18 protein-coding genes are annotated in these 19,160 nt (G+C 56.0%); 14 read left to right on the top strand and 4 right to left on the bottom strand.

What is annotated here, in order from left to right:
* Nucleotides 1-2: 2 nt before the first annotated feature.
* The 8 genes from dprA to CJD38_RS18775 all read left to right on the top strand — a co-directional run bounded on the left by dprA (nucleotide 3) and on the right by CJD38_RS18775 (nucleotide 7,658).
* The gene (gene dprA / locus CJD38_RS07670) at nucleotides 3-1,094 is read left to right on the top strand and encodes a DNA-processing protein DprA (RefSeq protein WP_107939759.1); all 1,092 of its coding nucleotides are present in this window, start codon (nucleotides 3-5) and stop codon (nucleotides 1,092-1,094) included.
* A gap of 40 nt (nucleotides 1,095-1,134) precedes the next feature.
* The gene (locus tag CJD38_RS07665; RefSeq protein ID WP_107939758.1) at nucleotides 1,135-1,680 is read left to right on the top strand and encodes a nuclear transport factor 2 family protein; all 546 of its coding nucleotides are present in this window, start codon (nucleotides 1,135-1,137) and stop codon (nucleotides 1,678-1,680) included.
* A 232-nt stretch (nucleotides 1,681-1,912) separates the two neighbouring features.
* Nucleotides 1,913-2,380: a Smg family protein gene (locus CJD38_RS07660; RefSeq protein WP_107939757.1), complete on the top strand. Its 468-nt coding sequence runs from the start codon at nucleotides 1,913-1,915 to the stop codon at nucleotides 2,378-2,380.
* Nucleotides 2,381-2,503: 123 nt separating this feature from the next.
* Nucleotides 2,504-4,975 carry a DNA topoisomerase I gene (locus CJD38_RS07655; protein WP_107939756.1) on the top strand — a complete coding sequence of 824 codons (2,472 nt, stop codon included), beginning with the start codon at nucleotides 2,504-2,506 and terminating at the stop codon, nucleotides 4,973-4,975.
* A gap of 3 nt (nucleotides 4,976-4,978) precedes the next feature.
* Nucleotides 4,979-5,536, top strand: a complete 558-nt coding sequence (gene tsaC, locus CJD38_RS07650) for an L-threonylcarbamoyladenylate synthase type 1 TsaC (RefSeq protein ID WP_107939755.1) — start codon at nucleotides 4,979-4,981, stop codon at nucleotides 5,534-5,536.
* Nucleotides 5,533-6,456 (top strand): oxygen-dependent coproporphyrinogen oxidase, encoded by a 924-nt coding sequence (gene hemF / locus CJD38_RS07645; RefSeq protein ID WP_107939754.1) that lies wholly within the window; start codon nucleotides 5,533-5,535, stop codon nucleotides 6,454-6,456. Before tsaC ends, hemF begins: the two co-directional genes overlap by 4 nt.
* Nucleotides 6,453-7,397 carry a LysR substrate-binding domain-containing protein gene (locus CJD38_RS07640; protein ID WP_107939753.1) on the top strand — a complete coding sequence of 315 codons (945 nt, stop codon included), beginning with the start codon at nucleotides 6,453-6,455 and terminating at the stop codon, nucleotides 7,395-7,397. Before hemF ends, CJD38_RS07640 begins: the two co-directional genes overlap by 4 nt.
* A gap of 132 nt (nucleotides 7,398-7,529) precedes the next feature.
* Nucleotides 7,530-7,658, top strand: coding sequence for a hypothetical protein (locus tag CJD38_RS18775; protein WP_276307789.1), 129 nt, complete (start codon nucleotides 7,530-7,532; stop codon nucleotides 7,656-7,658).
* A 6-nt stretch (nucleotides 7,659-7,664) separates the two neighbouring features.
* Here the strand turns inward: CJD38_RS18775 and CJD38_RS07635 are convergent, their stop codons facing one another.
* Nucleotides 7,665-8,471, bottom strand: coding sequence for a sulfite exporter TauE/SafE family protein (locus tag CJD38_RS07635; RefSeq protein WP_107939752.1), 807 nt, complete (start codon nucleotides 8,469-8,471; stop codon nucleotides 7,665-7,667).
* A gap of 55 nt (nucleotides 8,472-8,526) precedes the next feature.
* Between CJD38_RS07635 and CJD38_RS07630 the strand changes: the two genes are divergently transcribed.
* Both CJD38_RS07630 and CJD38_RS07625 read left to right on the top strand, forming a co-directional pair.
* Entirely contained in the window at nucleotides 8,527-10,458 is a 1,932-nt protein-coding gene (locus tag CJD38_RS07630) for a lytic transglycosylase domain-containing protein (protein WP_107939751.1), read from the top strand.
* The gene (locus CJD38_RS07625) at nucleotides 10,455-11,690 is read left to right on the top strand and encodes a multifunctional CCA addition/repair protein (protein WP_107939750.1); all 1,236 of its coding nucleotides are present in this window, start codon (nucleotides 10,455-10,457) and stop codon (nucleotides 11,688-11,690) included. The genes CJD38_RS07630 and CJD38_RS07625 overlap by 4 nt, the downstream gene beginning before the upstream one ends.
* 62 nt (nucleotides 11,691-11,752) lie before the next feature.
* Here the strand turns inward: CJD38_RS07625 and CJD38_RS07620 are convergent, their stop codons facing one another.
* Together CJD38_RS07620 and CJD38_RS07615 are read right to left on the bottom strand one after the other, a co-directional pair.
* On the bottom strand, nucleotides 11,753-12,853 hold the full coding sequence (locus CJD38_RS07620) for an OmpA family protein (RefSeq protein WP_146165947.1): 1,101 nt from the start codon (nucleotides 12,851-12,853) through the stop codon (nucleotides 11,753-11,755).
* Between the two features lie 222 nt (nucleotides 12,854-13,075).
* Nucleotides 13,076-13,867 (bottom strand): undecaprenyl-diphosphate phosphatase, encoded by a 792-nt coding sequence (locus CJD38_RS07615; RefSeq protein WP_107939748.1) that lies wholly within the window; start codon nucleotides 13,865-13,867, stop codon nucleotides 13,076-13,078.
* Nucleotides 13,868-13,923: 56 nt separating this feature from the next.
* Here CJD38_RS07615 and CJD38_RS07610 point away from each other — a divergent pair, with 56 nt between their 5' ends.
* Nucleotides 13,924-14,661 carry a pteridine reductase gene (locus CJD38_RS07610; protein WP_107939747.1) on the top strand — a complete coding sequence of 246 codons (738 nt, stop codon included), beginning with the start codon at nucleotides 13,924-13,926 and terminating at the stop codon, nucleotides 14,659-14,661.
* Nucleotides 14,662-14,669: 8 nt separating this feature from the next.
* Here CJD38_RS07610 and CJD38_RS07605 read toward each other — a convergent pair whose 3' ends face one another.
* Nucleotides 14,670-15,446: an NRDE family protein gene (locus CJD38_RS07605; protein ID WP_107939746.1), complete on the bottom strand. Its 777-nt coding sequence runs from the start codon at nucleotides 15,444-15,446 to the stop codon at nucleotides 14,670-14,672.
* A gap of 55 nt (nucleotides 15,447-15,501) precedes the next feature.
* On the opposite strand from CJD38_RS07605, the gene CJD38_RS07600 reads away from it, so the two are divergent.
* The 3 genes from CJD38_RS07600 to CJD38_RS07590 all read left to right on the top strand — a co-directional run bounded on the left by CJD38_RS07600 (nucleotide 15,502) and on the right by CJD38_RS07590 (nucleotide 18,764).
* Nucleotides 15,502-16,317 carry an EcsC family protein gene (locus tag CJD38_RS07600; protein ID WP_107939745.1) on the top strand — a complete coding sequence of 272 codons (816 nt, stop codon included), beginning with the start codon at nucleotides 15,502-15,504 and terminating at the stop codon, nucleotides 16,315-16,317.
* An 88-nt stretch (nucleotides 16,318-16,405) separates the two neighbouring features.
* On the top strand, nucleotides 16,406-17,743 hold the full coding sequence (locus CJD38_RS07595; protein WP_107939744.1) for an NAD(P)/FAD-dependent oxidoreductase: 1,338 nt from the start codon (nucleotides 16,406-16,408) through the stop codon (nucleotides 17,741-17,743).
* 37 nt (nucleotides 17,744-17,780) lie between these two features.
* The gene (locus tag CJD38_RS07590) at nucleotides 17,781-18,764 is read left to right on the top strand and encodes a DUF4339 domain-containing protein (RefSeq protein ID WP_107939743.1); all 984 of its coding nucleotides are present in this window, start codon (nucleotides 17,781-17,783) and stop codon (nucleotides 18,762-18,764) included.
* Nucleotides 18,765-19,160: the final 396 nt, after the last annotated feature.

Below are 19,160 nucleotides of genomic sequence, written 5' to 3'. Positions count from 1 at the left end.
CAATGGACGCAGAGGCCCGCAAACATTGGCTGGCATTGATCCGCGCGCCCGGTATCGGGCCCGCGCGATCAGTGCAGCTGTTGGAAGCTTTCCATACCGCTGAAGGTATTTTTGCCGCTGGCCCTCGTGGTTGGCGCAGCATTGGTTTGGAAGCCAATCGATTCGAAGGTCTCGCCAAGCCCGACTGGGATTTGGTTGAAAAAGATCTGCGCTGGCTGGAAGCGCCAGGGCGCGACTTAATCACCATCGAAGACCCGCGCTATCCCGTGCTACTGCGCGAGACCACGGGCGCGCCGCTGGCCTTGTTCACGCAGGGCGATACCGAATTACTCCCACTGCCGCAGCTCGGCATCGTTGGCGCGCGTTCTGCGTCGCCTCAAGGTTTGGAAAATGCGCGCGCGTTTGCGGCGGAGCTCGCTAAGCGCGGCTTGATCGTCACCAGCGGTTTGGCCTTGGGTATCGACGGCGCCGCGCATCAAGGCGCTTTGGATGTCGATGGGTTGACTACCGCAGTGTTCGGCACCGGCTTGGATCGTGTTTATCCCGCGCGCCATCGCGATCTGGCGCATCGCATCGCTGAAAAAGGTTTGTTGATCTCAGAATTTTCGCCGGGCGTTAGCGGACAGGCAGGACATTTTCCACGGCGCAATCGCATCATCAGTGGTCTGTCGCTGGGCGTGCTGGTGGTTGAAGCAACGCTCGAGTCTGGCTCTCTGATCACCGCGCGTTTTGCCAACGAACAAGGGCGCGATGTATTTGCGATCCCCGGCTCCATTCACAATCCGATGGTGCGCGGTTGTCACAAGCTGATTCGCCAAGGCGCCAAGTTGGTGGAAACAGTCGACGATATTCTCGAGGAGATTGCGCCGCACATCGCGCGCCACGCGCCAGTGCGCGCAAAAGCGGCGGAAAGCGATTCACAAGACGCGGCCTTGCTCGAGACGTTTGGCGACGATCCTTTGAGCTTTGACGAAATCGTCACGCGGAGCGGCTTGCGAGTCGATGCACTCAGCACGGCGCTGTTGCGTTTAGAAATGGATGGACAGGTTGTGGCTGCGTCAGGCGGGCGGTATCAGCGCATAAGGCGCGGTTAGCAAGCAATTCGTTTCACCTTCATGGAAAGCACTTTCGAGCATGGATAGCCAACTAGAACAGCAACTCCGCGAGTTACTCGACAAGCAAGCGATCACGGAATTGATCAACGCTTATTGCAACGCGGCGGATCGCCACGATCACGCAAAGATGCAGGCGCTGTATCACCCGGATGCCATCGACGATCACGGCCATTTTGCGAAGGGATTGGCGAGCGAGTTCATTGCCAAGCTGCCAGAAATTCAAAAGGCGATGGCGATCCTGCATCACAACGTCACCACGATTAATTTGAAACTCGATGGAGATCGCGCCGAGGGCGAGGTTTATATCTTGGCGTTTCACCAAGTGAAGGGCGAAAACGGTTTGTTTGATGTGCTCATTGGCGGACGTTATTTCGATAAATACGAAAAGCGCGATGGCCAGTGGAAATTCAGTCATCGCGCCATCGTCGCGGATTGGGCGTATCCGGCAGAGCCCAGCAAAGTGCAGATGGATCATCCGTTTCTAAGCGGCGCTTACATTGGTCAGCCGGGCCTTGCAGATCCCTCGTACAACTTTTTCTCGCTCTTCAAGCGCGGCGAATTTTAGGCGCTGAAACCATCTCGTCATCCGCAATTGGTATAGAGATTGCGGTAACTAAGTTGTGGGGCTGTCGCCCGCAAATCAGCAAATTTATGTGCTATTTTGTTAAATAAAGTTACTTTCGAGCAATATTTAGTAAAAAAGCACATGCGCATAAGCGAATGGCACGCTCAGAGGTATTTTCAATAACAATTTTTTCAAATACACTAAATCAACACAGAACGGGAGTTGGCTTGCCATGAAAGAAACCGTCCTAGATGTGCTGATGTACCTGCTAGAGAACTACCAGACTGGTGAGTTCGCCGACACAGGCAATCAGGACACACTGCGCGATGAGCTTGTCGCCGCAGGATTTCCTGAAGATGAGGTCCGTCACGCCTTTGCTTGGTTGGACGGTCTCGCGCAGCAACGCCAGCTTCCGCTGGTGTTTGGCCCCGAAGGCGCCATGCGTTTGTATACGCATGACGAGATGGAGCGCATTTCCACCGAATGCCGCGGCTTTCTCCTTTATTTAGAGCAGCTCGGCATTCTCACCGCCGACTCGCGCGAACTCGTCATTGATCGCCTGCTGGCGATCACGGAAGAGATCGATCTCGAGCGCGTGAAATGGGTGTGTTTGCTAGTGCTGATCAACCAGCCGGAGGCCGAAGAAGCCTTCATGCAGTTGGAAGACATGCTCTATTACCAAGGCGATTTTCTGCACTAAAACCGCGCCCAACCGGCACCGTCCAGAAAATGAAATTCTGGACAGTCGCCGGTTCTTCCGCGTATAAGCCGCCTGTGCCGCGGCCTATCGCCGCGCCCCCAATCACTTGGATTCCTTATATAGATGAGTAAAAACCTCGTCATTGTTGAGTCGCCGGCGAAAGCCAAGACGATCAAGAAGTACCTCGGTTCAGACTACGAAGTCCTGGCTTCGTACGGCCACGTGCGTGATTTGGTCCCTAAAGACGGCGCCGTAGATACCACTAACGCCTTCGCCATGAAGTATCAGGCGATCGAGAAGAACGATAAGCATGTGCGGGCGATTCAAGCCGCGCTGAAGAATGCTGACAACCTTTTTCTGGCGACTGACCCTGATAGAGAGGGGGAAGCCATCGCTTGGCATTTGCTCGAGCTGCTCAAAGAGCGCAACGCGATCAAGAACAAGCCGGTCAAGCGCGTGGTGTTTTATGAAATCACGCAGCGCGAAGTGCAGAAGGCCATCGCTGAACCGCGCGATATCGCGCAGGACTTGGTCAACGCCCAGCAGGCGCGTCGCGCGCTGGACTATCTCGTAGGCTTTAATCTGTCGCCGCTGTTGTGGCGCAAGATTCAGACCGGTCTTTCGGCTGGTCGCGTGCAGAGCCCGGCGCTTCGCCTGATCTGCGAACGCGAGCTGGAAATTCGCGCGTTCAAGCCGCAGGAATACTGGACGATTGAAGCGCGCGGCGAGAAAGGCTCGGTGTTTACATCGAAGCTGATTGAGCTCGATCGCAAGAAAGTCGAACAGTTCTCGCTGACGGATGCTGGCGGTTCTGAAGCCGCCAAGCAAAAAATTCTCGCAGCCGCCAATGGTGTGTTGCGTGTTGCTAGTGTTGAAAAGAAACAGCGTCGCCGTAATCCCGCGCCGCCGTTCACAACCTCAACGCTGCAGCAGGAAGGCAACCGTAAACTCGGGTTCACTTCCAGCCGTACCATGCGCACCGCGCAGCAGTTGTATGAAGGTATTGATCTGGGCGGCGAAACCGTCGGTCTCATTACTTACATGCGTACCGACTCCGTGAATCTTGCGCAGGATGCGCTGACGGAAATTCGTGAAGTGATTGGTAGCAAGTTCGGTAAGGCCTCCGTGCCTGCTGAAGCGCGCGTGTTCAAAGCCAAATCAAAGAACGCACAAGAAGCGCATGAAGCTGTGCGCCCGTCGTCCGCTGCGCGTACGCCTGAGCAAGTTGCTAAATACATGTCGCCGGATCAGGCCAAGCTGTATGAACTGATCTGGAAGCGCACGATGGCCTCGCAGATGACGCAGGCTGTGTATGACACCGTCACCGCAGAACTCCGCGCCGGCGAACCGCATGCCTTCCGCGCCAGTGGTTCGGTGTTGGTTGAGCCGGGCTTCATCGCCGTTTACATGCAGAGCACCGACGAGCCGGATGACGAGGACGATGAAAAGCGTCTGCCCATTCTGGTTGAAGGCGACACCGTCAAATTGATCGAAGTCATCACCGATCAACACTTCACTGAACCGCCACCGCGTTTCACTGAAGCTTCATTGGTGAAGACCTTGGAAGAGTACGACATCGGTCGTCCTTCAACTTACGCCAGCATCATCGCCACGCTACAGGGCCGCGACTACGTGCGCCTCGACGGCAAGGCTTTCTCGCCGACGGACGTTGGCATGGTCGTGAATCGATTCCTCACCGAACATTTCACGCAATACGTCGACTACGAATTCACCGCGCATCTCGAAGATGATCTCGATGCTGTGTCGCGCGGCGAAAAACAGTGGGTGCCATTGCTCGCCTCGTTCTGGAAAGACTTCAAGCCGCGCGTTGACGAGAAGATGGAACTCAAGCGCGAAGAAGTTTCGCAGGCGCGTCAGATCGGCGTTGATCCTACGAGCGGCAAACCGGTGTCGGCGCGTATCGGCCGCTTTGGTCCGTTCGTACAGATCGGCACCAAGGAAGATGAAGACAAGCCACGCTTTGCTTCATTGCGTGCGACTCAGCGTATCGACACGATTACGCTGGAGCAGGCGCTGGAACTGTTCAAGCTGCCACGCAAACTCGGACAGACGCCAGACGGTTACGAAGTCGAAGTGAACATTGGTCGCTTTGGCCCTTACGTTCGCTACGGCAAGAACTTTGTCTCGCTGAAGAAAGAAGACGATCCGTTCACGGTGGAATTGCCGCGCGCAATCGAATTGATTGAACTCAAAGCTGCAGCAATTGAAGCAGCGACGATTCGCTTGTTCGAAGGCACGACGATCCGCATCGTCAAAGGCAAGTTCGGTCCGTACATCACCGACGGCACGCGTAAAGCGCGTATCCCCAAGACCAAAACGCCAGAAACACTCAGCGTATTCGAGTGCGAAGCATTCTTGACCGAAGCGGAAAATCTAAAGAAACCGGCGAAGAAAGGCGGAGCCAAGAAAAAGGCTGCAACTGACAAAGCCGAAGCGCCAGCGAAGAAAACAGCAGTCAAAAAAGCTGCTGTGAAGAAAGCGCCCGCAAAAAAAGCCGCAGCTAAAAAAGCACCGGCCAAGAAAGTAGCGGCGAAGAAAGTGGCTGCTAAGAAAGCTGCCACCAAGAAAAAATAAGGTATGGCTTCAACGCTGCAATTACGCGCCGCCTGTCACTCTCTTAGTGCAGGCGGCGTTATTGCTTACCCCACCGAAGCGGTTTGGGGTTTTGGTTGCGAGCCGCAGAATCAGGACGCCTGCATCAAGTTGTTGGATCTCAAAGAACGAGATTGGCGCAAAGGCATGATCATCATCGCCGCAGATTTCTCGCAGCTTGAGCCTTATGTCGAAACGCTCAGCGCAAAAGAATTAGCGCCCGCGCTCAAAACATGGCCTGGTCCTGCAACCTGGCTGTTTCCCGCATCTAAGTACACGCCTGAATGGGTACGTGGTGAGCACGACAGCATCGCTGTCCGCGTTACTGCTCATCCTGTCGCGTCTGCGCTGTGCCGCGCTTATGGCGGCGCCATTGTTTCCACCAGCGCCAACCGCGCAGGCCAAGCTCCAGCAATGAGCGGCACGCAAGTGCGTCTGCGCTTCGGTATGCAGGTGGATGCCATTGTGAGCGGCGCATTAGGCGGTCTCGACAAGCCGACGCAGATTCGTGACCTGCGTAGCGGTACACTGCTAAGGCCATGAACGCCGCCGACGTCGAACAATACTTAAGAAATCTGCAGTCGCGGATTTGTACTTCTTTGGAAAGTGCCGACGGCACTGCGCAATTTAAAAGTGATCGTTGGACGCGCGGCGAAAGCAGTGGCGCTATTACTGGCGGTGGTGGCGACACCCGCATCCTCGCTGACGGCGAAGTGTTCGAGCGCGCTGGTGTTGCCTTCTCGATGGTGCAAGGCACGCAGCTGCCACCTTCCGCGACTGCGCATCGTCCAGAGTTAATCGGCCGCCAATGGCGCGCGATGGGTGTCTCGCTGGTTATTCATCCGCTGAATCCGCATGTGCCTACTGCGCACGCCAATGTTCGCTTCTTCATCGCCGAGCGCGAGAACGAAGAACCGGTCTGGTGGTTTGGTGGCGGCTTCGATCTGACGCCGTACTACGGTTACGACATGGACTGCCGTCACTGGCATTCCATCGGCGCTGCAGCTTGTGCACCTTACGGCGCGCATGTGCATCCCAAGTTGAAGAATTGGTGCGACGAATATTTCTTCCTCAAGCATCGCAACGAGCCGCGCGGCATCGGCGGTTTGTTCTTCGATGATTGGAGTGAAGGCGGTTTCGACAATGCTTTTGGTTTGATGAAGAGCGTTGGCGATCACTTCATCCCCGCGTATCAGCCGCTGGTGCAACTACGCAAAGACACGCCGTATGGTCAGCGTGAGCGCGAATGGCAGTTGTATCGCCGCGGTCGTTACGTTGAATTCAATCTGGTCTGGGATCGCGGCACGCACTTTGGTTTGCAGTCCGGTGGTCGCACTGAATCGATTCTGATGTCGATGCCGCCACTCGCAAGCTGGCGTTATGACCATCATCCTGAAGCCGGTAGCGCTGAAGCGGCGTTGATGGATAAATATTTGAAGCCCACCGATTGGCTCAAGCCATGACGCTGACTGAGCTTCGCTATCTGGTGAATCTCGACAAAGAGCGTCACTTCGGTCGCGCAGCAGAACGTTCTTTCGTTTCGCAGCCAACGCTATCGGTCGCGGTTAAAAAACTCGAAGACGATTTAGGTGTGATGTTGTTCGAGCGTAATCGTGGTGAAGTGCGGCCAACGCCTGTTGGCGAGCGCATCATCGTGCAGGCGCGCAAAGTGTTGGCGGAAGCCGGTCGTGTCGAAGACATGGCGCGTGAAGGCCGTGACGAACTCTCTGGTCCGCTGCGCTTTGGTGCGATCTACACTGTCGGGCCGTACTTGTTGCCGGGCCTCGTTCCGCTGATGCGCGAACGCGCGCCGTTGATGCCTTTGGTGATCGAAGAAAATTTCACGGCAAAATTACTTGAGCAACTTCGCGACAACGAACTCGATGTTGCGGTGATCGCCTTGCCGGTTGATCTGCATGGCCTCAACGCATGGTCTTTGTATGACGAAGATTTTGTTGTGCTGCTGCCACAAGATCATCGCTGGGCCAGCGAAGAACAGATTCCTGCCAAACGCCTCGCTGAAGAAAATCTACTGCTGCTCGGCCCCGGTCATTGTTTCCGTGATCAGGTGATTTCGGCTTGCCCCAAGTGCGTCACTGCAGAAGGCGATGGCCCCGGACCGCGCACTGGCAGTAGTTTGGAAACCATTCGTTATATGGTCGTCAGCGGCCTCGGCATTACCGTTGTGCCGCGCACGTCGGTTGAGAATCGCGGCGACAACAATGCATTGCTGACTTGGCGCCCACTGGCGGCCCCTGCACCGGCGCGGCGTCTGGCCTTGGTTTGGCGTAAAACCTTCCCGCGTCGCGAGGCGATCAAGCTGCTGCGTGAAGCCATCCTTGCGACTGAACTGAAGGGCGCCAGTTTCCTGCTCAAGGAAAAAGCCCAGGAAAGCACAGATTGAATTGCCCCCGACTCATCTAAAAACGGCCCTTAAACGGGCCGTTTTTATTGGGCGCAACGAAATTTACTAATGGGCTGTAGTGACTCAAAACTGCGCATTGCAGCGTGAGCTGAAGGAATCGATCCTGCAGCGATGCTGGTCGCCCACGTTAAGGCTAATAAAACGAGCGGCATTCAGGCGACATTGGTGCGTACTGTTTTGTCGGTGCCCGGGCTGATGGAGAAAGGTTTGCAGCAGGACTACAAATCCAATCTCTATTGAGAGGGATCAGGCTATGCCTGAGTCCAGCAGCATTCCTAGTCCAATCAAGAAAAGCATCAAGGCGAAAGCACGCTTGAGTGCTTTCGGTGGCAGCGTGTGTGCGAGACGTGCACCTATTGGCGCAGTGAGAACGCTGGCGCTCGCGATACCGACAAATCCAGCGAGGCTGACATAGCCCAAGCTCCATGCAGGTAGATGCGCTTGTCCATGACCTGCCAGCATGAAGCCAATGGCGCCAGCCCAAGCAATCGGCATTCCCGCAGCAGCGGCAGTGCCTACAGCTTCGCGCATGCTGATGCCGCGTAGAGAAAGATACGGAACGGTGAGCGAGCCGCCGCCAATTCCGATCAGCGCAGCGAGAATGCCGATCACACCACCCGCGCTCAGCAGTTCGATATTGCCGAGGGGCCGTGGAATGCGAGGCGTTTGTGGTTTCAGATCCAGCCACATCTGCAGCGCAACGAGCAGGGCACCGATGCCGACAATTTTCTTCAGTGCGTTACCCGTTAGAGCATCTGCGACAAAGCCACCCATAATGGCGCCAGCTACCAGACCCGGCGCAAGGCGTTTCAAGATGGGCCACAAAACGCCAGAACGCTTGTGGTGTGCGAAGGTCGACGAGATCGAGGTCGCGGAGATCACGGCCAGCGACGTGCCGATGGCGAGTTGCATGACGACGCTGGCATCAACGCCATGACGCGGCAGCAACCAGGCCAGTGCGGGCACGATGATCAGACCGCCGCCCACCCCGAACAATCCGGCCAGCACACCTGCAATAGCGCCAGTGGCGAGAAAAATAACAAGCTGTTCCATTGAAACCCTACAATGCGTCTATTGCGCGAATCGTACATGAACCCGGAGGCGAGCCATGAAACAACTGACCCGCGGTCTTGCACTTTTATTGTTACTGCCAGCATTGGCATTCGCGCAGCATGACGCAGCCACAACACGCGCCGAATTTTCTGCGACGCTGACGCGCATCGAAGCAGGTGAAGTCGATAGCGCAGATTCCAAAGCGCTGAGCGCTTACCTGCTGTATCCCTATGTCACTGCCGCGCGTTTGCTGCGCGATTTAAAAAACGCGCCTACGAATGAAGCCGATGCGCGTGCGCAAAATTTTTTAAGCATTCATGCCGCGTGGCCAATCTCGCGTGATATCCGAAGAGCATGGTTACAAAGTCTGGCGCAGCGTGAAGTGTGGCCAACGTTTCTTGCCGCCTATAGCTCCGATGTCGCTGATGATTCTTTGCGTTGTCAGCAATTGTGGGCGCGCATCAAAACGGGTGAAGACCCAGCGCTGCGAGATGACGCGCTGAAGATTTGGTTGACTGGTCAGAAAATGCCGCAGGTTTGTACGCCTGCATTTGACTGGTTGCGACAGCAAAGTTTGATCACCCCGGCGCTTGCCGAAAAGCGTTCGCGTCTTGCGCTCGTTGCAGGCAATGTAGAACTCGCTGAATACATGGCGCAAATGGCATCGCCTGAGCGTGCGAAACCTTTGCTGCGTTGGGCGCGACTGATTCGCTCCCCGCGTGATGAGCTCAAGGTCTTGATCGCTGATCCCAATGAGCCGGTCGAGGCAGATGCATTGCTCGATGGTTTCTCTCGCTATGCACGAAAGAATCCTGAAGATGCTTTAAAGATTTACCAACCTTTGCTAAATGCGCAGCAGTTACAAGGTGATGCGGCGGTGCCTTACACCGTGGCGTTAGCGCTGGGTCTGGCGTGGTCGCGCTTGCCTGAGGCGGTGGAGTACTTCAAACGCTTGCCGGAGACTGCGGCGGATGATCGCGTTCAGGAATGGCGCGTTCGTGCTGCGCTTTGGAATGGACAGTGGGAGTTGGTGCGCGAGTGGACGGCGCGTTTGCCGAAGACATTCGCAATGCAAGATCGTTGGACTTACTGGCGTGCGCGCGGGCTGGAGCAAAGCAAAGAGACCCGTGAGCAGGCGCTGACGATTTATCAAGGCTTGGCAACGAAGAACAATATTTTTGCTGTGCTGTCGTCCTGGCGTTTAGGCCGCGCACATACGCCGACGCCACAGCCGCAAGTGTCAGACGCTGCTGTGCAAGCGGCATTGCATGCTAACGAAGCGCTGATTCGTGCGCGTGAACTGCGCATGGCCGGCCGCGACAATTGGGCGAACAATGAATGGCGCAAGGCGCTGGAAGACGCTACACCTGCGATGCGTGTGCAAGCGGGCTTGCTCGCATCGAGTTGGGGCTGGCATTCGCAGGCCATCACTACTTTGGCCACGGCGTCCGCCTACGATGATTTCGCGCTGACCTATCCGCTGGTCTATGAGCCGCAAGCACTAAAAGCACAGTCGCTGAGCGGCCTGCCCGCTGCGTGGATTAATGGCGTGATGCGGCAAGAGAGCTTGTTTGATCCCAGAGCCGTTTCTCCCGCCAACGCTTACGGTTTAATGCAATTGTTGCAGTCGACTGCGCGTAGTGTCGCCAAGCGTTGGAATCAAGCCGTGCCGACGCAAGAAACGTTATTTGATCCGGAAACCAATTTGCTGTTGGGTTCTGCTTATCTGCGTGAAGTGCGTGACAAGTGGGGCGGCAGTCTCGTGTTAGCTTTGGGTTCTTACAATGCAGGCCCCGGAGCAGTTGCGCGTTGGTTGCCTCCGCAGACGATGGATGCAGATATCTGGATGGAAAACATTCCGTATAACGAAACGCGCAGCTACGTTCAGAGAATTCTCTGGCACATCTCTGTATTTGGCTGGAAAGAAACCGGCAAGCCGCAGGATCTTTCTAGCTTGCTGACGCCCATCAACAAAGCGGTGCCATGAAGAAATATTTAGTCGGCGGTGCTGTGCGCGATGCCTTGCTTGGCCTGCCCGTGCGCGAGAAAGATTGGGTGGTGACAGGTGCTACGCCAGAGGAAATGGCAGAGCAAGGTTATCGTCCGGTCGGTAAAGATTTTCCAGTGTTTCTGCATCCGCAAACAAAAGAGGAATATGCGCTGGCACGCACCGAGCGAAAGACCGCTCGCGGCTATCGCGGCTTTTCATTTCATGCGGGGCCAGAAGTAACGCTTGAAGATGATTTGATTCGGCGCGATCTCACCGTCAATGCTATCGCTCAAGATACTGATGGAACGTTGATTGATCCTTATAGCGGCCAGCGTGATCTGCAAGACAAAATCTTGCGACATGTGTCGCCTGCGTTTTTAGAAGACCCTGTACGCATTCTCCGCGTCGCCCGCTTCGCGACACGTTTTGCGCCGCTAGGTTTTCGTGTCGCTGAAGAAACCATCGCGCTGATGCGGCAGATGGTTGCCGACGGCGAAGCCGACGCGCTTGTGCCTGAGCGCGTTTGGCGCGAATGCGAACGTGCGCTGATGCATGATCAGCCGAGTACATTTTTCTACACGTTGCGTGAGTGCGGCGCGCTGGCGCGTGTGATGCCAGAAATTGACGCGCTGTTCGGTGTGCCACAGCGGGCTGACTATCACCCTGAGATCGACACCGGCGTCCACACGCTGATGTGTATTGATGTCGCGGCAAAGTTGAACGCGCCACTGGAAGTTCGCGTAGCCACGCTGCTGCACGATCTGGGTAAAGCGATCACGCCGCAATCCGAGTGGCCAAGTCACCGCATGCATGAAGTGCGTGGCGTGCCGCTGGTTGAGGAATTCTGTGCGCGATTGCGCGTGCCATCCGATCATCGCGATCTTGCTGTGCTGGTGACGCGTGATCATCTGAATGTGCATCGCTGCGCCGAACTACGGCCGCAAACCTTGCTGGATTTGTTGGAGCGTATGCAGGCGTTGCGTAAGCCAGAAGTTTTTGAACAAGCGCTGCAAGCCTGCTTAAGCGATGCGCGTGGTCGCAAGGATTTTGAACAGAGTGAGTATCCACAAGTGCCTTATCTGCAAGCCGCCGCGGAGGTTGCGCGAGCGGTGCAAGCCAAGGATGTGATGGCTGCGGGTTTCAGCGGCGTGAAAGTCGGCGAAGAGTTGAAGACGCGACGAATTGCGGCCTTGAAGGATTGGAAGACGACGCAAGTTTCGTCTCACTAAGACGCATATAGAAAAGGCCCCGATCACTTCCGTGATCGGGGCCTTTTTGCATCAGTTACAAATTACTTCAGAACCTTGAACTCGACGCGACGGTTTTCGGCGCGACCAGCAGCGGTCTTGTTGCTAGCAACTGGCTTGGTCTCGCCAAAGCCTTGCGACTGCAGGCGTGAAGCGTCGATACCGCTATCAACCAAATACTTCTTGGCTGAGGCCGCACGCTCTTTCGAGAGCTTCAAGTTGTAAGCATTCGAAGCGGTGGAGTCGGTGTGACCATCAATCTGCAGATTCATCGACGGCTGACCCTTCAGGCCGGCAACGACCTTATCGAGTGATGCCTTAGCTTCGGTGGTCAACACAGCCTTGTTGGTTTCAAAGGTGATGTCACGCAGAACGATTGATGCAGCCTTGATCGCACAACCCTTAGCATCAACCTTCATGCCGCGTGGGGTGTCTGGGCACTGGTCGTTGCCGTCAAGCACGCCATCGTTGTCGCTATCTTTCGGTCCGACCGGAGCAGCTACGACTGGAGGCGGTGGAGGAGGAGCTGGTGCTGCAACTGGAGCCGGAGGTGGTGCTTCAACTGGCACGGGTACCGGAGCAGCGCGGCCGCCAAGCGCAATCTGCACACCGGCGCTAATGCGCGTGTCCAGGATGTGATTGCGAGCAGGATTGTAGTCGTCGTTAAAGATCGCATAGCGACCGGCTTCAACACGCAGTGCAGCGGTGCGCGAGTTGTTGAGCGCGATCAGGAAACCGCCGCCAGCATGAGCTACGCCGCTGGTCTTGTTGCCAATCGCAAGGGTACGGTCATTTTCAGCGCCGCCACCAATCGAGATGAACGGAGCCACTGCAACATCACGCGTGAACGGGAAGACGTTGAAGTTAACGCCGCCGCCGAACATCTTGTCGTAGCCGTTAGCGTAATTGCGATCAGCGCGCAGGCCGTACAGGTTAATTTCTGGAACGAAATACGAGTTAACCGGGAAGCCGAACAGCAAGGTGCCGCCAAAGCCGTCATCAAGGCCGCGATCTTGGTCAGGGAACAAATACGTTCCCATGATGCCCATATAAGGTGTGGTGTTGGTTTCAGCTGCAAAGCTGACCTGTGATGCGCCCGCAAGAAGCGCGGCTGCTAATAGTTTGTGCCCTGAGGTAATTTTCATGGTGTTTTTTTCCTGCTTATGAAGAGGACGGACAGCAAATTCGCAAAAGGTATTGGGGGCCTTTTTACGATAAGCCATTGATCTGAATATACGCCCGGCTAATGTAGGTTGCGAGCCTGAACGTTAGCTGAACTGCCGACAGTAAAACTGGGCAGGAGGTTAAGGGGCTTTAATGTGCCTGACAATGGACATAAATCACCTATGCGCTATAACGCACAGAGTTTAGTGTGCGAAAAGTAGTAGACCCGCACCCAGCACAATTCGATACCAAGCGAACACTGTGAAGCGATGTGTTTGGATGTAACGGAGCAGCCATTTCACTGCGACAAATGCGGTGATCGTGGAGACAACAAATGCGATGCCCAACTCGCCCCAGTTTTCTGCGCCTGCACCGCCGCCATCTTTGAAGGTGTCCCAAAGTAATTTTCCGCTGGCGGCAAACATCGTCGGAATGCCAACGAGAAATGCGAACTCTGTTGCAGCAGGACGATTATTGGTGCCCGCCAGCATCGCGACAAAGATGGTCGCGGCGGAGCGTGAAGTGCCAGGGAACATCGCAGCAACAACCTGTGCCAGACCCACCAGAATCGCAACCTTCCAAGTGATCTGCGAGCTCTCAGGTCTATTCGCCGCCATTCTTTCCGCAACAATCATCCAGACGCCGCCAATCACCAGCGCCCAAGCAATTGGGGTGATTTCGGTAGGCAGCTTAAAGCCAAGCTTGGTGATGATCAGACCGAGCACGCCGGTAATCAGGAATGCAACGAGCAGTTTGAGAATGTAATCGCGGTTCTCAGGTTTGTTCCACTCGCTGGCGAGTTTCCACAAACGCGGCCAGTACAACACGGTGACCGCCAGAATGGCGCCCGCTTGAATCACCACATTGAATACATCCGAGCGCATGCCGAGGCCGAGTTTTTCGGCGATCAGCAAATGACCGGTGCTGGAGATCGGCAGAAATTCGGTGATGCCCTCGATGATGCCGAGGAGAATGACTTGCAGAAGATCGGTCACGGGAGAAATCCGAAGGTAGACTGGCGATAGAAACTGAATGATATAAAGGATACGCGATGAACCCAAGCAAAGTCGCACTGGTCACCGGCGCCGCGCGCCGTATCGGTGCCGCGATCGTGCGCGAGCTGCATGCCGAGGGCTGGAATGTAGTGATCCATTACCGCGGTTCGGCCGACGAGGCACTGGCACTTGCGGCGGAGTTGGAGGCATCGCGCCCACAGTCTGCGCACACCCTGCAAGCCGATTTGGCCGATGCTGATGCGCTCATAAATTTGGCGAAAAAAGCGCACGAGCGTTGGGGTCGCCTCGATGCCTTGGTCAACAACGCCTCGGTGTATTACCCGACGCCGTTTGGCCAAATCACTGCCGCACAATTTGATGACCTCGCCGCGAGCAACGTGCGTGCGCCGTTATTGCTGACGCAGGCTTGTGCGCCGCTGATGAGCGATGGCGCAGCGGTGGTGAATATTGTCGATGCCTTGGCGCAACGACCCGCGCGCGGTTTTGCGGCGTATCACGCGGCTAAGTCCGGACTGTGGACGCTGACTGAAGCAATGGCCTTGGAATTAGCGCCGCGCTTGCGTGTCAATGGTGTGGCGCCTGGCCACATGCTGTGGCCGGAATATGCGGAGATGAGCGAGGAGGATCAGCGACGCGAATTGTCGCGTGTGCCTTTGGGTCGACTCGGCGGCGCGAAAGAGATTGCTCGCTGCGTACGCTTTTTATTATCTGATGATGCGGCTTATATGACCGGCGCTGTGTTGCCGGTTGATGGTGGTCTGCGACTGAAATAAGTCGCTAGTTAAGACCGCAAGATGGTGGAAAAACTTTCTCGCGTTTCGCCGAGAGCAGAGCCACCGGGGCCAAAGCGACGTTCGCTAAATTGCAAAGTGCCGTCCGTGCTCAATGCAATCACGCTGCAAGCACGCGTGCCGTATTGCGGACCGCGAATGAAAGCTGGCGATAGCAAACGCTCCAGCTCAAGACCAACGCCGGTATCGGGCAGCGCTGCATCGTCTGCAATCTGATCATCGGCTAGCGCTGCGAATAAAGCGGCATCGTCCGTTTGTGCTTGTTCTGTCCACGACGACATCCGATCACGCAGACGAACAAGTTTCGGCCACGGCGTATCTAGCGAAGCATTGCTGACAGCGTGAATGCCCGGCGTGAGTCGCTCGCTGTGAAAGCCATCGTGATTGGTGGTGTAGAGCAAACTCTCGCCGTCGTAGAGCAGCAGATTAAAACCGGCGTAAGCATCAGCGCGTCCACGCAGACGTTTGGCAAACTCTGCAGCCGATTGCGTGCTGCGCATAAAGTCTGCAACCAATGCACCGCGAGAAGGTGCGTTGGCATCGGGCTGTACCATGCGGCGTACATTGGTGACCGCCGCGAGTCGACGTTGACGACTCACTGCCAGCCAACCACCGCCCTGCGATAAATCGCGGCCGCCAAAAACATCAGGCGCATCAGCCCACCAATCCGCAGCAGCGGTTGGGCGATGATGGAATTCATCACGGTTGGCCACTAGCACCAACTCGTAGCGCGCATGTGCGCGCCAATTAAGAGAGATCAGACACATGCGCGCAGCTTGAGTAGCGTACGAGGGCCTGTCAATCGCCTATGATCTCAATCGTATGAACGAACGCACCGCCAAGATGAATGAATACGAAGCGCGCCAGCTAAAGAAACTCCGTAAATGGCAGAGCCAAGGCCCGGATTGGGGCACGCGCCTTCTGGCCAAGCCCGCAGGTGTGGCGGGCAAAGTCGTACAAAAAGTGATTCCGATATCCGCGCTCAAGTTGGCGCTGAATTCATTTAATGGTTTGGCTGAGCGACTCTCCAGCGAAACTGCATTGTTGAAACGCGCTGGCGTTAGTGATCTCGCGGGCCTGCGCGTGCAGTCCTTAGAAAAGTGCGATCTCTTGGCCAAGAGCGAGACGCGTCGCGCCATGGGCATGGGTGGCGTCGGTGGCGCCGCATTTGGTGTGTTTGGTGCCGCAGGTTTGGTGGCCGATGTGCCGACTTTGCTGACGCTGGCGATGCGCACGGTTCATCGCATTGGTCTTTGCTACGGCGAAGACATCAGTCGCGAATTCGCTATTGGCGTGTTTGCTTTGGCATCTGCCAACACGCGTGAAGAAAAAACCGACGCGATTACCGCCTTGCGCAACGATGTCGAAGGACTGGGGCCCTCTGCTGCGCGTGATGGCCTTGAGCGTGCCGCTGAGCGGCAGTTGGCCAAAGATGCGGCCGTGTTCAGCCTCAACACCTTGTCGCAACGCATCGGCCTCCAACTGGGCAAGCGCAAGGCCGCTGGCATGGTGCCGGTACTTGGCGCAGTGGTCGGCGGCGCGGTGAACGCCTGGTATCTGCACGATGTGGCGCAGGTGGCGCAATACGTCTTCCAAGAGCGCTGGCTGCTGGAAAAGCACGCTGATCTGCCGCGTTAGGCAGCACTAGCGACGAGCCGTTTCTAACATGTTGTAAAGGCGGTGCGCCTGATATGATTTTTGCCGCACTGCAACATCGACATTTCTTATGAACCAGCCTGCTCTGTCACAACACGTTGTCATCGTTGGCGGCGGTTTCGCCGGCCTCCACGCGGCCAAGCGTTTGGGCAAGGCGGGTTGCCGCGTCACCCTGCTGGATAAGCGCAACTTCCAGTTGTTCCAGCCGCTGCTGTATCAGGTTGCGACAGGCTCGCTGCCCCCGGGCGATATCGCGATTCCACAACGCGTGGTCGTGCGTAATTATCCGAGCGTGCGCGTGATTCAAGCCACGGCTTACGATCTCGATCCGCAGGCGCGCATTCTCAAACATGAACATGGCGAGCTGAGCTACGACACGCTGATTGTTGCGACCGGCGTTAAGCACAGCTACTTCGGCAAAGATCAGTGGAAAGAATTTGCGCCCGGCCTCAAAACCGTTGAGCACGCCATTCAGATTCGTCACAAAATTTTCAAAGCGTTTGAACTGGCAGAAGTCACAGAAGATCCAATCAAGCGCGCGCAGTTGATGACCTTCGTCATCGTTGGTGGCGGTCCCACCGGCGTAGAACTCGCAGGCGCGATTGGCGAACTCGCTCACAAAACGATGGTGAAAGATTTCCGCGCGATTGATCCGCGCGACGCCAAAGTAATTTTGGTGGAAGGCGCGAAGGGCGTGCTGCCGGTTTATGACGAATCGCTACGTTTGGCCGCGAAGAAATCACTAGAGCAACTCGGCGTCACCGTGATGACCGAGACGATGGTGGAAGACATCAGCGAAGGCGCAGTGCGAATCAAGCGCGGCGATGTGAGTGAAACCATTCCAACCAGCACAGTGCTGTGGGCTGCCGGCGTAACTGCATCAGCCTTCGGTCAGATTGTGGCTGATCGCACCGGCGCTAAACGTGATCGTGGCGGTCGCGTCATCGTCAATGCAGACTGTGCAATTCCAGAGCGCGACAATATTTTTGTTGTCGGCGATCTCGCAAAAATTGTCGACGCCACCGGACGCGATGTGCCGGGCTTGGCGCAAGGCGCAATGCAGGCGGGTCAGTACGTCGCTGATTTGTTGTTGGCGCGTGCAAACAACAAAACCATCAAGTCCTTCAAGTATCGCGACATGGGCAGCATGGCCGTGATCGGCATGAACCACGCAGTCGGCGACCTCAAGATGTTCAAGGTCAGCGGCATCATCGGTTGGTTCCTGTGGGCCTTTGTCCACGTCGCCTCGCTGGTTGGTGCCGAGCAGCGCATCAGCGTGTTCATGCAGTGGACTTGGAAATACTTCACGCGTCGCTCGGGTGATCGCCTGATTACCACTAATCCCACCAACACCCAGCGCCTGCGCGCAGAGCGTTTGGACGACGGCGAGAGTAAAAAGTCCGCTTAGCTCTATACTCTCGGCAGACCGTCCGAGGAGAGATTCGATGACTGCATATTACGTTGCGGAAAATGGCGCGCAGAAAGGGCCATTCACGCTTGCCGAAATCCAAGACCAATGCAGTCGCGGAATCATTCAAGCGCAGACGCTGATGTGGCGCGATGGCCTCGGTGATTGGCAGGCCGCTGCAATTGTTCTTCAAGGCACCGGTGTCACATTTTCTAGCGGCGCGCAGCCGCCACGTCCGCCGCCATTGGCAAGCGACGAGAGTTCTTACGACGAAACGCTTGCGCCCGGTTTGCGCTTTGAAGTGCCTGCTGCAAGTTTGTCTGCTGGACGTGGCGCCAGTTGGATTGGTGAAGGTTGGGAACTGTTCAAAGTCTCCCCCGGCATGTGGATTGCTGCGCTGCTGATCTGGGCTTTCGTGCAAATTGCACTGAGCTTTGTGCCGTTCCTTGGCAGCCTAGCGGGCATTTTGTTAGGGCCATCGTTTGCAGTTGGCGTACTGGCCTTTTCACACGGCGTCTCAACCAATCGCAGCGCTGATCTCGGCTTGCTATTTATCGGCTTCAAAGAAAAATTCAGCGCGCTGGTAATTCTGGGCTTGCTCTATTTGCTGATGGTTTTGGCCGTCTTCGCTGTTGGCGGCGTTCTCGCGTTTATGCTGATCGGCAGTGCCTTGAGTTCTCACACGGGAACGCCGGAACAGTTCGCTCTCGAATTGTTTACGAACGGCGGGCTTTCGTTGCTGCTGTTGCTGTCATTGTTCCTTGTGCTGATTGCGCCGGTGATCATGGCGTATATGTATGCACCAGCTTTGGTGTTTTTTGCTAACCAAAGTGCGGGTGAGGCGATGAAGCAAAGTTTTAATGCTTGTTTGCGGAACTGGTTGCCGATTTCTGTCTTTGGACTTATTGCGATTGTGCTCGCGTTGATTGGTTCGATACCGTTTGGTTTGGGATTGTTGATTGTGTTGCCGCTGTTGTTTGCGGCGAACTACGCGAGTTTTAAGGACATGTTTGGTAGATAGGCGCGGCGCTTGTCATTCCCGCGAAGGCGGGAATCCAGTTTTAGCTTTTTACGCGCTTCGCGGGCTACTGCCTGTTCTGATTGAGATGGCGTATTTCGCGCTGAGGCGCGAGTTACTTTTCTTTGCGTGCCCAAAGAAAAGTAACCAAAAGAAAGGGCCCCCTGCGACTACGCCCACACAAAAAGACGTGTGGGTACCCTGCGCTTCTCGCACTGATCGGGGTGCGTGACAGGCCATCCATGGCCTGGCATGCACGCTCGGCTCCTGTCTCGCCCGACGCGAAGCGTCGGCAATAACCGATCAGTGCTGTGATGCTCGGCGTTGTCGAAGGGAACCCGGTACAGCAAAGCCACTTGTACATCGCATCAGCAAGCGAGCGAATGAGCCGTGATGCAG

Source organism: Stenotrophobium rhamnosiphilum (genome assembly GCF_003052265.1).
Taxonomy (GTDB): Bacteria; Pseudomonadota; Gammaproteobacteria; order Nevskiales; family Nevskiaceae; genus Stenotrophobium; species Stenotrophobium rhamnosiphilum.
The sequence above is the reverse complement of the archived record's forward strand: the minus strand, read 5'-3'. Positions and strand labels throughout refer to the sequence as shown.

Bases quoted from the DNA above. Each gene is read 5' to 3' on its own strand.
- dprA (WP_107939759.1), top strand. From the start codon at position 3: ATGGACGCAGAGGCCCGCAAACATTGGCTGGCATTGATCCGCGCGCCC.
- CJD38_RS07665 (WP_107939758.1), top strand. From the start codon at position 1,135: ATGGATAGCCAACTAGAACAGCAACTCCGCGAGTTACTCGACAAGCAA.
- CJD38_RS07660 (WP_107939757.1), top strand. From the start codon at position 1,913: ATGAAAGAAACCGTCCTAGATGTGCTGATGTACCTGCTAGAGAACTAC.
- CJD38_RS07655 (WP_107939756.1), top strand. From the start codon at position 2,504: ATGAGTAAAAACCTCGTCATTGTTGAGTCGCCGGCGAAAGCCAAGACG.
- tsaC (WP_107939755.1), top strand. From the start codon at position 4,979: ATGGCTTCAACGCTGCAATTACGCGCCGCCTGTCACTCTCTTAGTGCA.
- hemF (WP_107939754.1), top strand. From the start codon at position 5,533: ATGAACGCCGCCGACGTCGAACAATACTTAAGAAATCTGCAGTCGCGG.
- CJD38_RS07640 (WP_107939753.1), top strand. From the start codon at position 6,453: ATGACGCTGACTGAGCTTCGCTATCTGGTGAATCTCGACAAAGAGCGT.
- CJD38_RS18775 (WP_276307789.1), top strand. From the start codon at position 7,530: ATGCTGGTCGCCCACGTTAAGGCTAATAAAACGAGCGGCATTCAGGCG.
- CJD38_RS07635 (WP_107939752.1), bottom strand. From the start codon at position 8,471: ATGGAACAGCTTGTTATTTTTCTCGCCACTGGCGCTATTGCAGGTGTG.
- CJD38_RS07630 (WP_107939751.1), top strand. From the start codon at position 8,527: ATGAAACAACTGACCCGCGGTCTTGCACTTTTATTGTTACTGCCAGCA.
- CJD38_RS07625 (WP_107939750.1), top strand. From the start codon at position 10,455: ATGAAGAAATATTTAGTCGGCGGTGCTGTGCGCGATGCCTTGCTTGGC.
- CJD38_RS07620 (WP_146165947.1), bottom strand. From the start codon at position 12,853: ATGAAAATTACCTCAGGGCACAAACTATTAGCAGCCGCGCTTCTTGCG.
- CJD38_RS07610 (WP_107939747.1), top strand. From the start codon at position 13,924: ATGAACCCAAGCAAAGTCGCACTGGTCACCGGCGCCGCGCGCCGTATC.
- CJD38_RS07605 (WP_107939746.1), bottom strand. From the start codon at position 15,446: ATGTGTCTGATCTCTCTTAATTGGCGCGCACATGCGCGCTACGAGTTG.
- CJD38_RS07600 (WP_107939745.1), top strand. From the start codon at position 15,502: ATGAACGAACGCACCGCCAAGATGAATGAATACGAAGCGCGCCAGCTA.
- CJD38_RS07595 (WP_107939744.1), top strand. From the start codon at position 16,406: ATGAACCAGCCTGCTCTGTCACAACACGTTGTCATCGTTGGCGGCGGT.
- CJD38_RS07590 (WP_107939743.1), top strand. From the start codon at position 17,781: ATGACTGCATATTACGTTGCGGAAAATGGCGCGCAGAAAGGGCCATTC.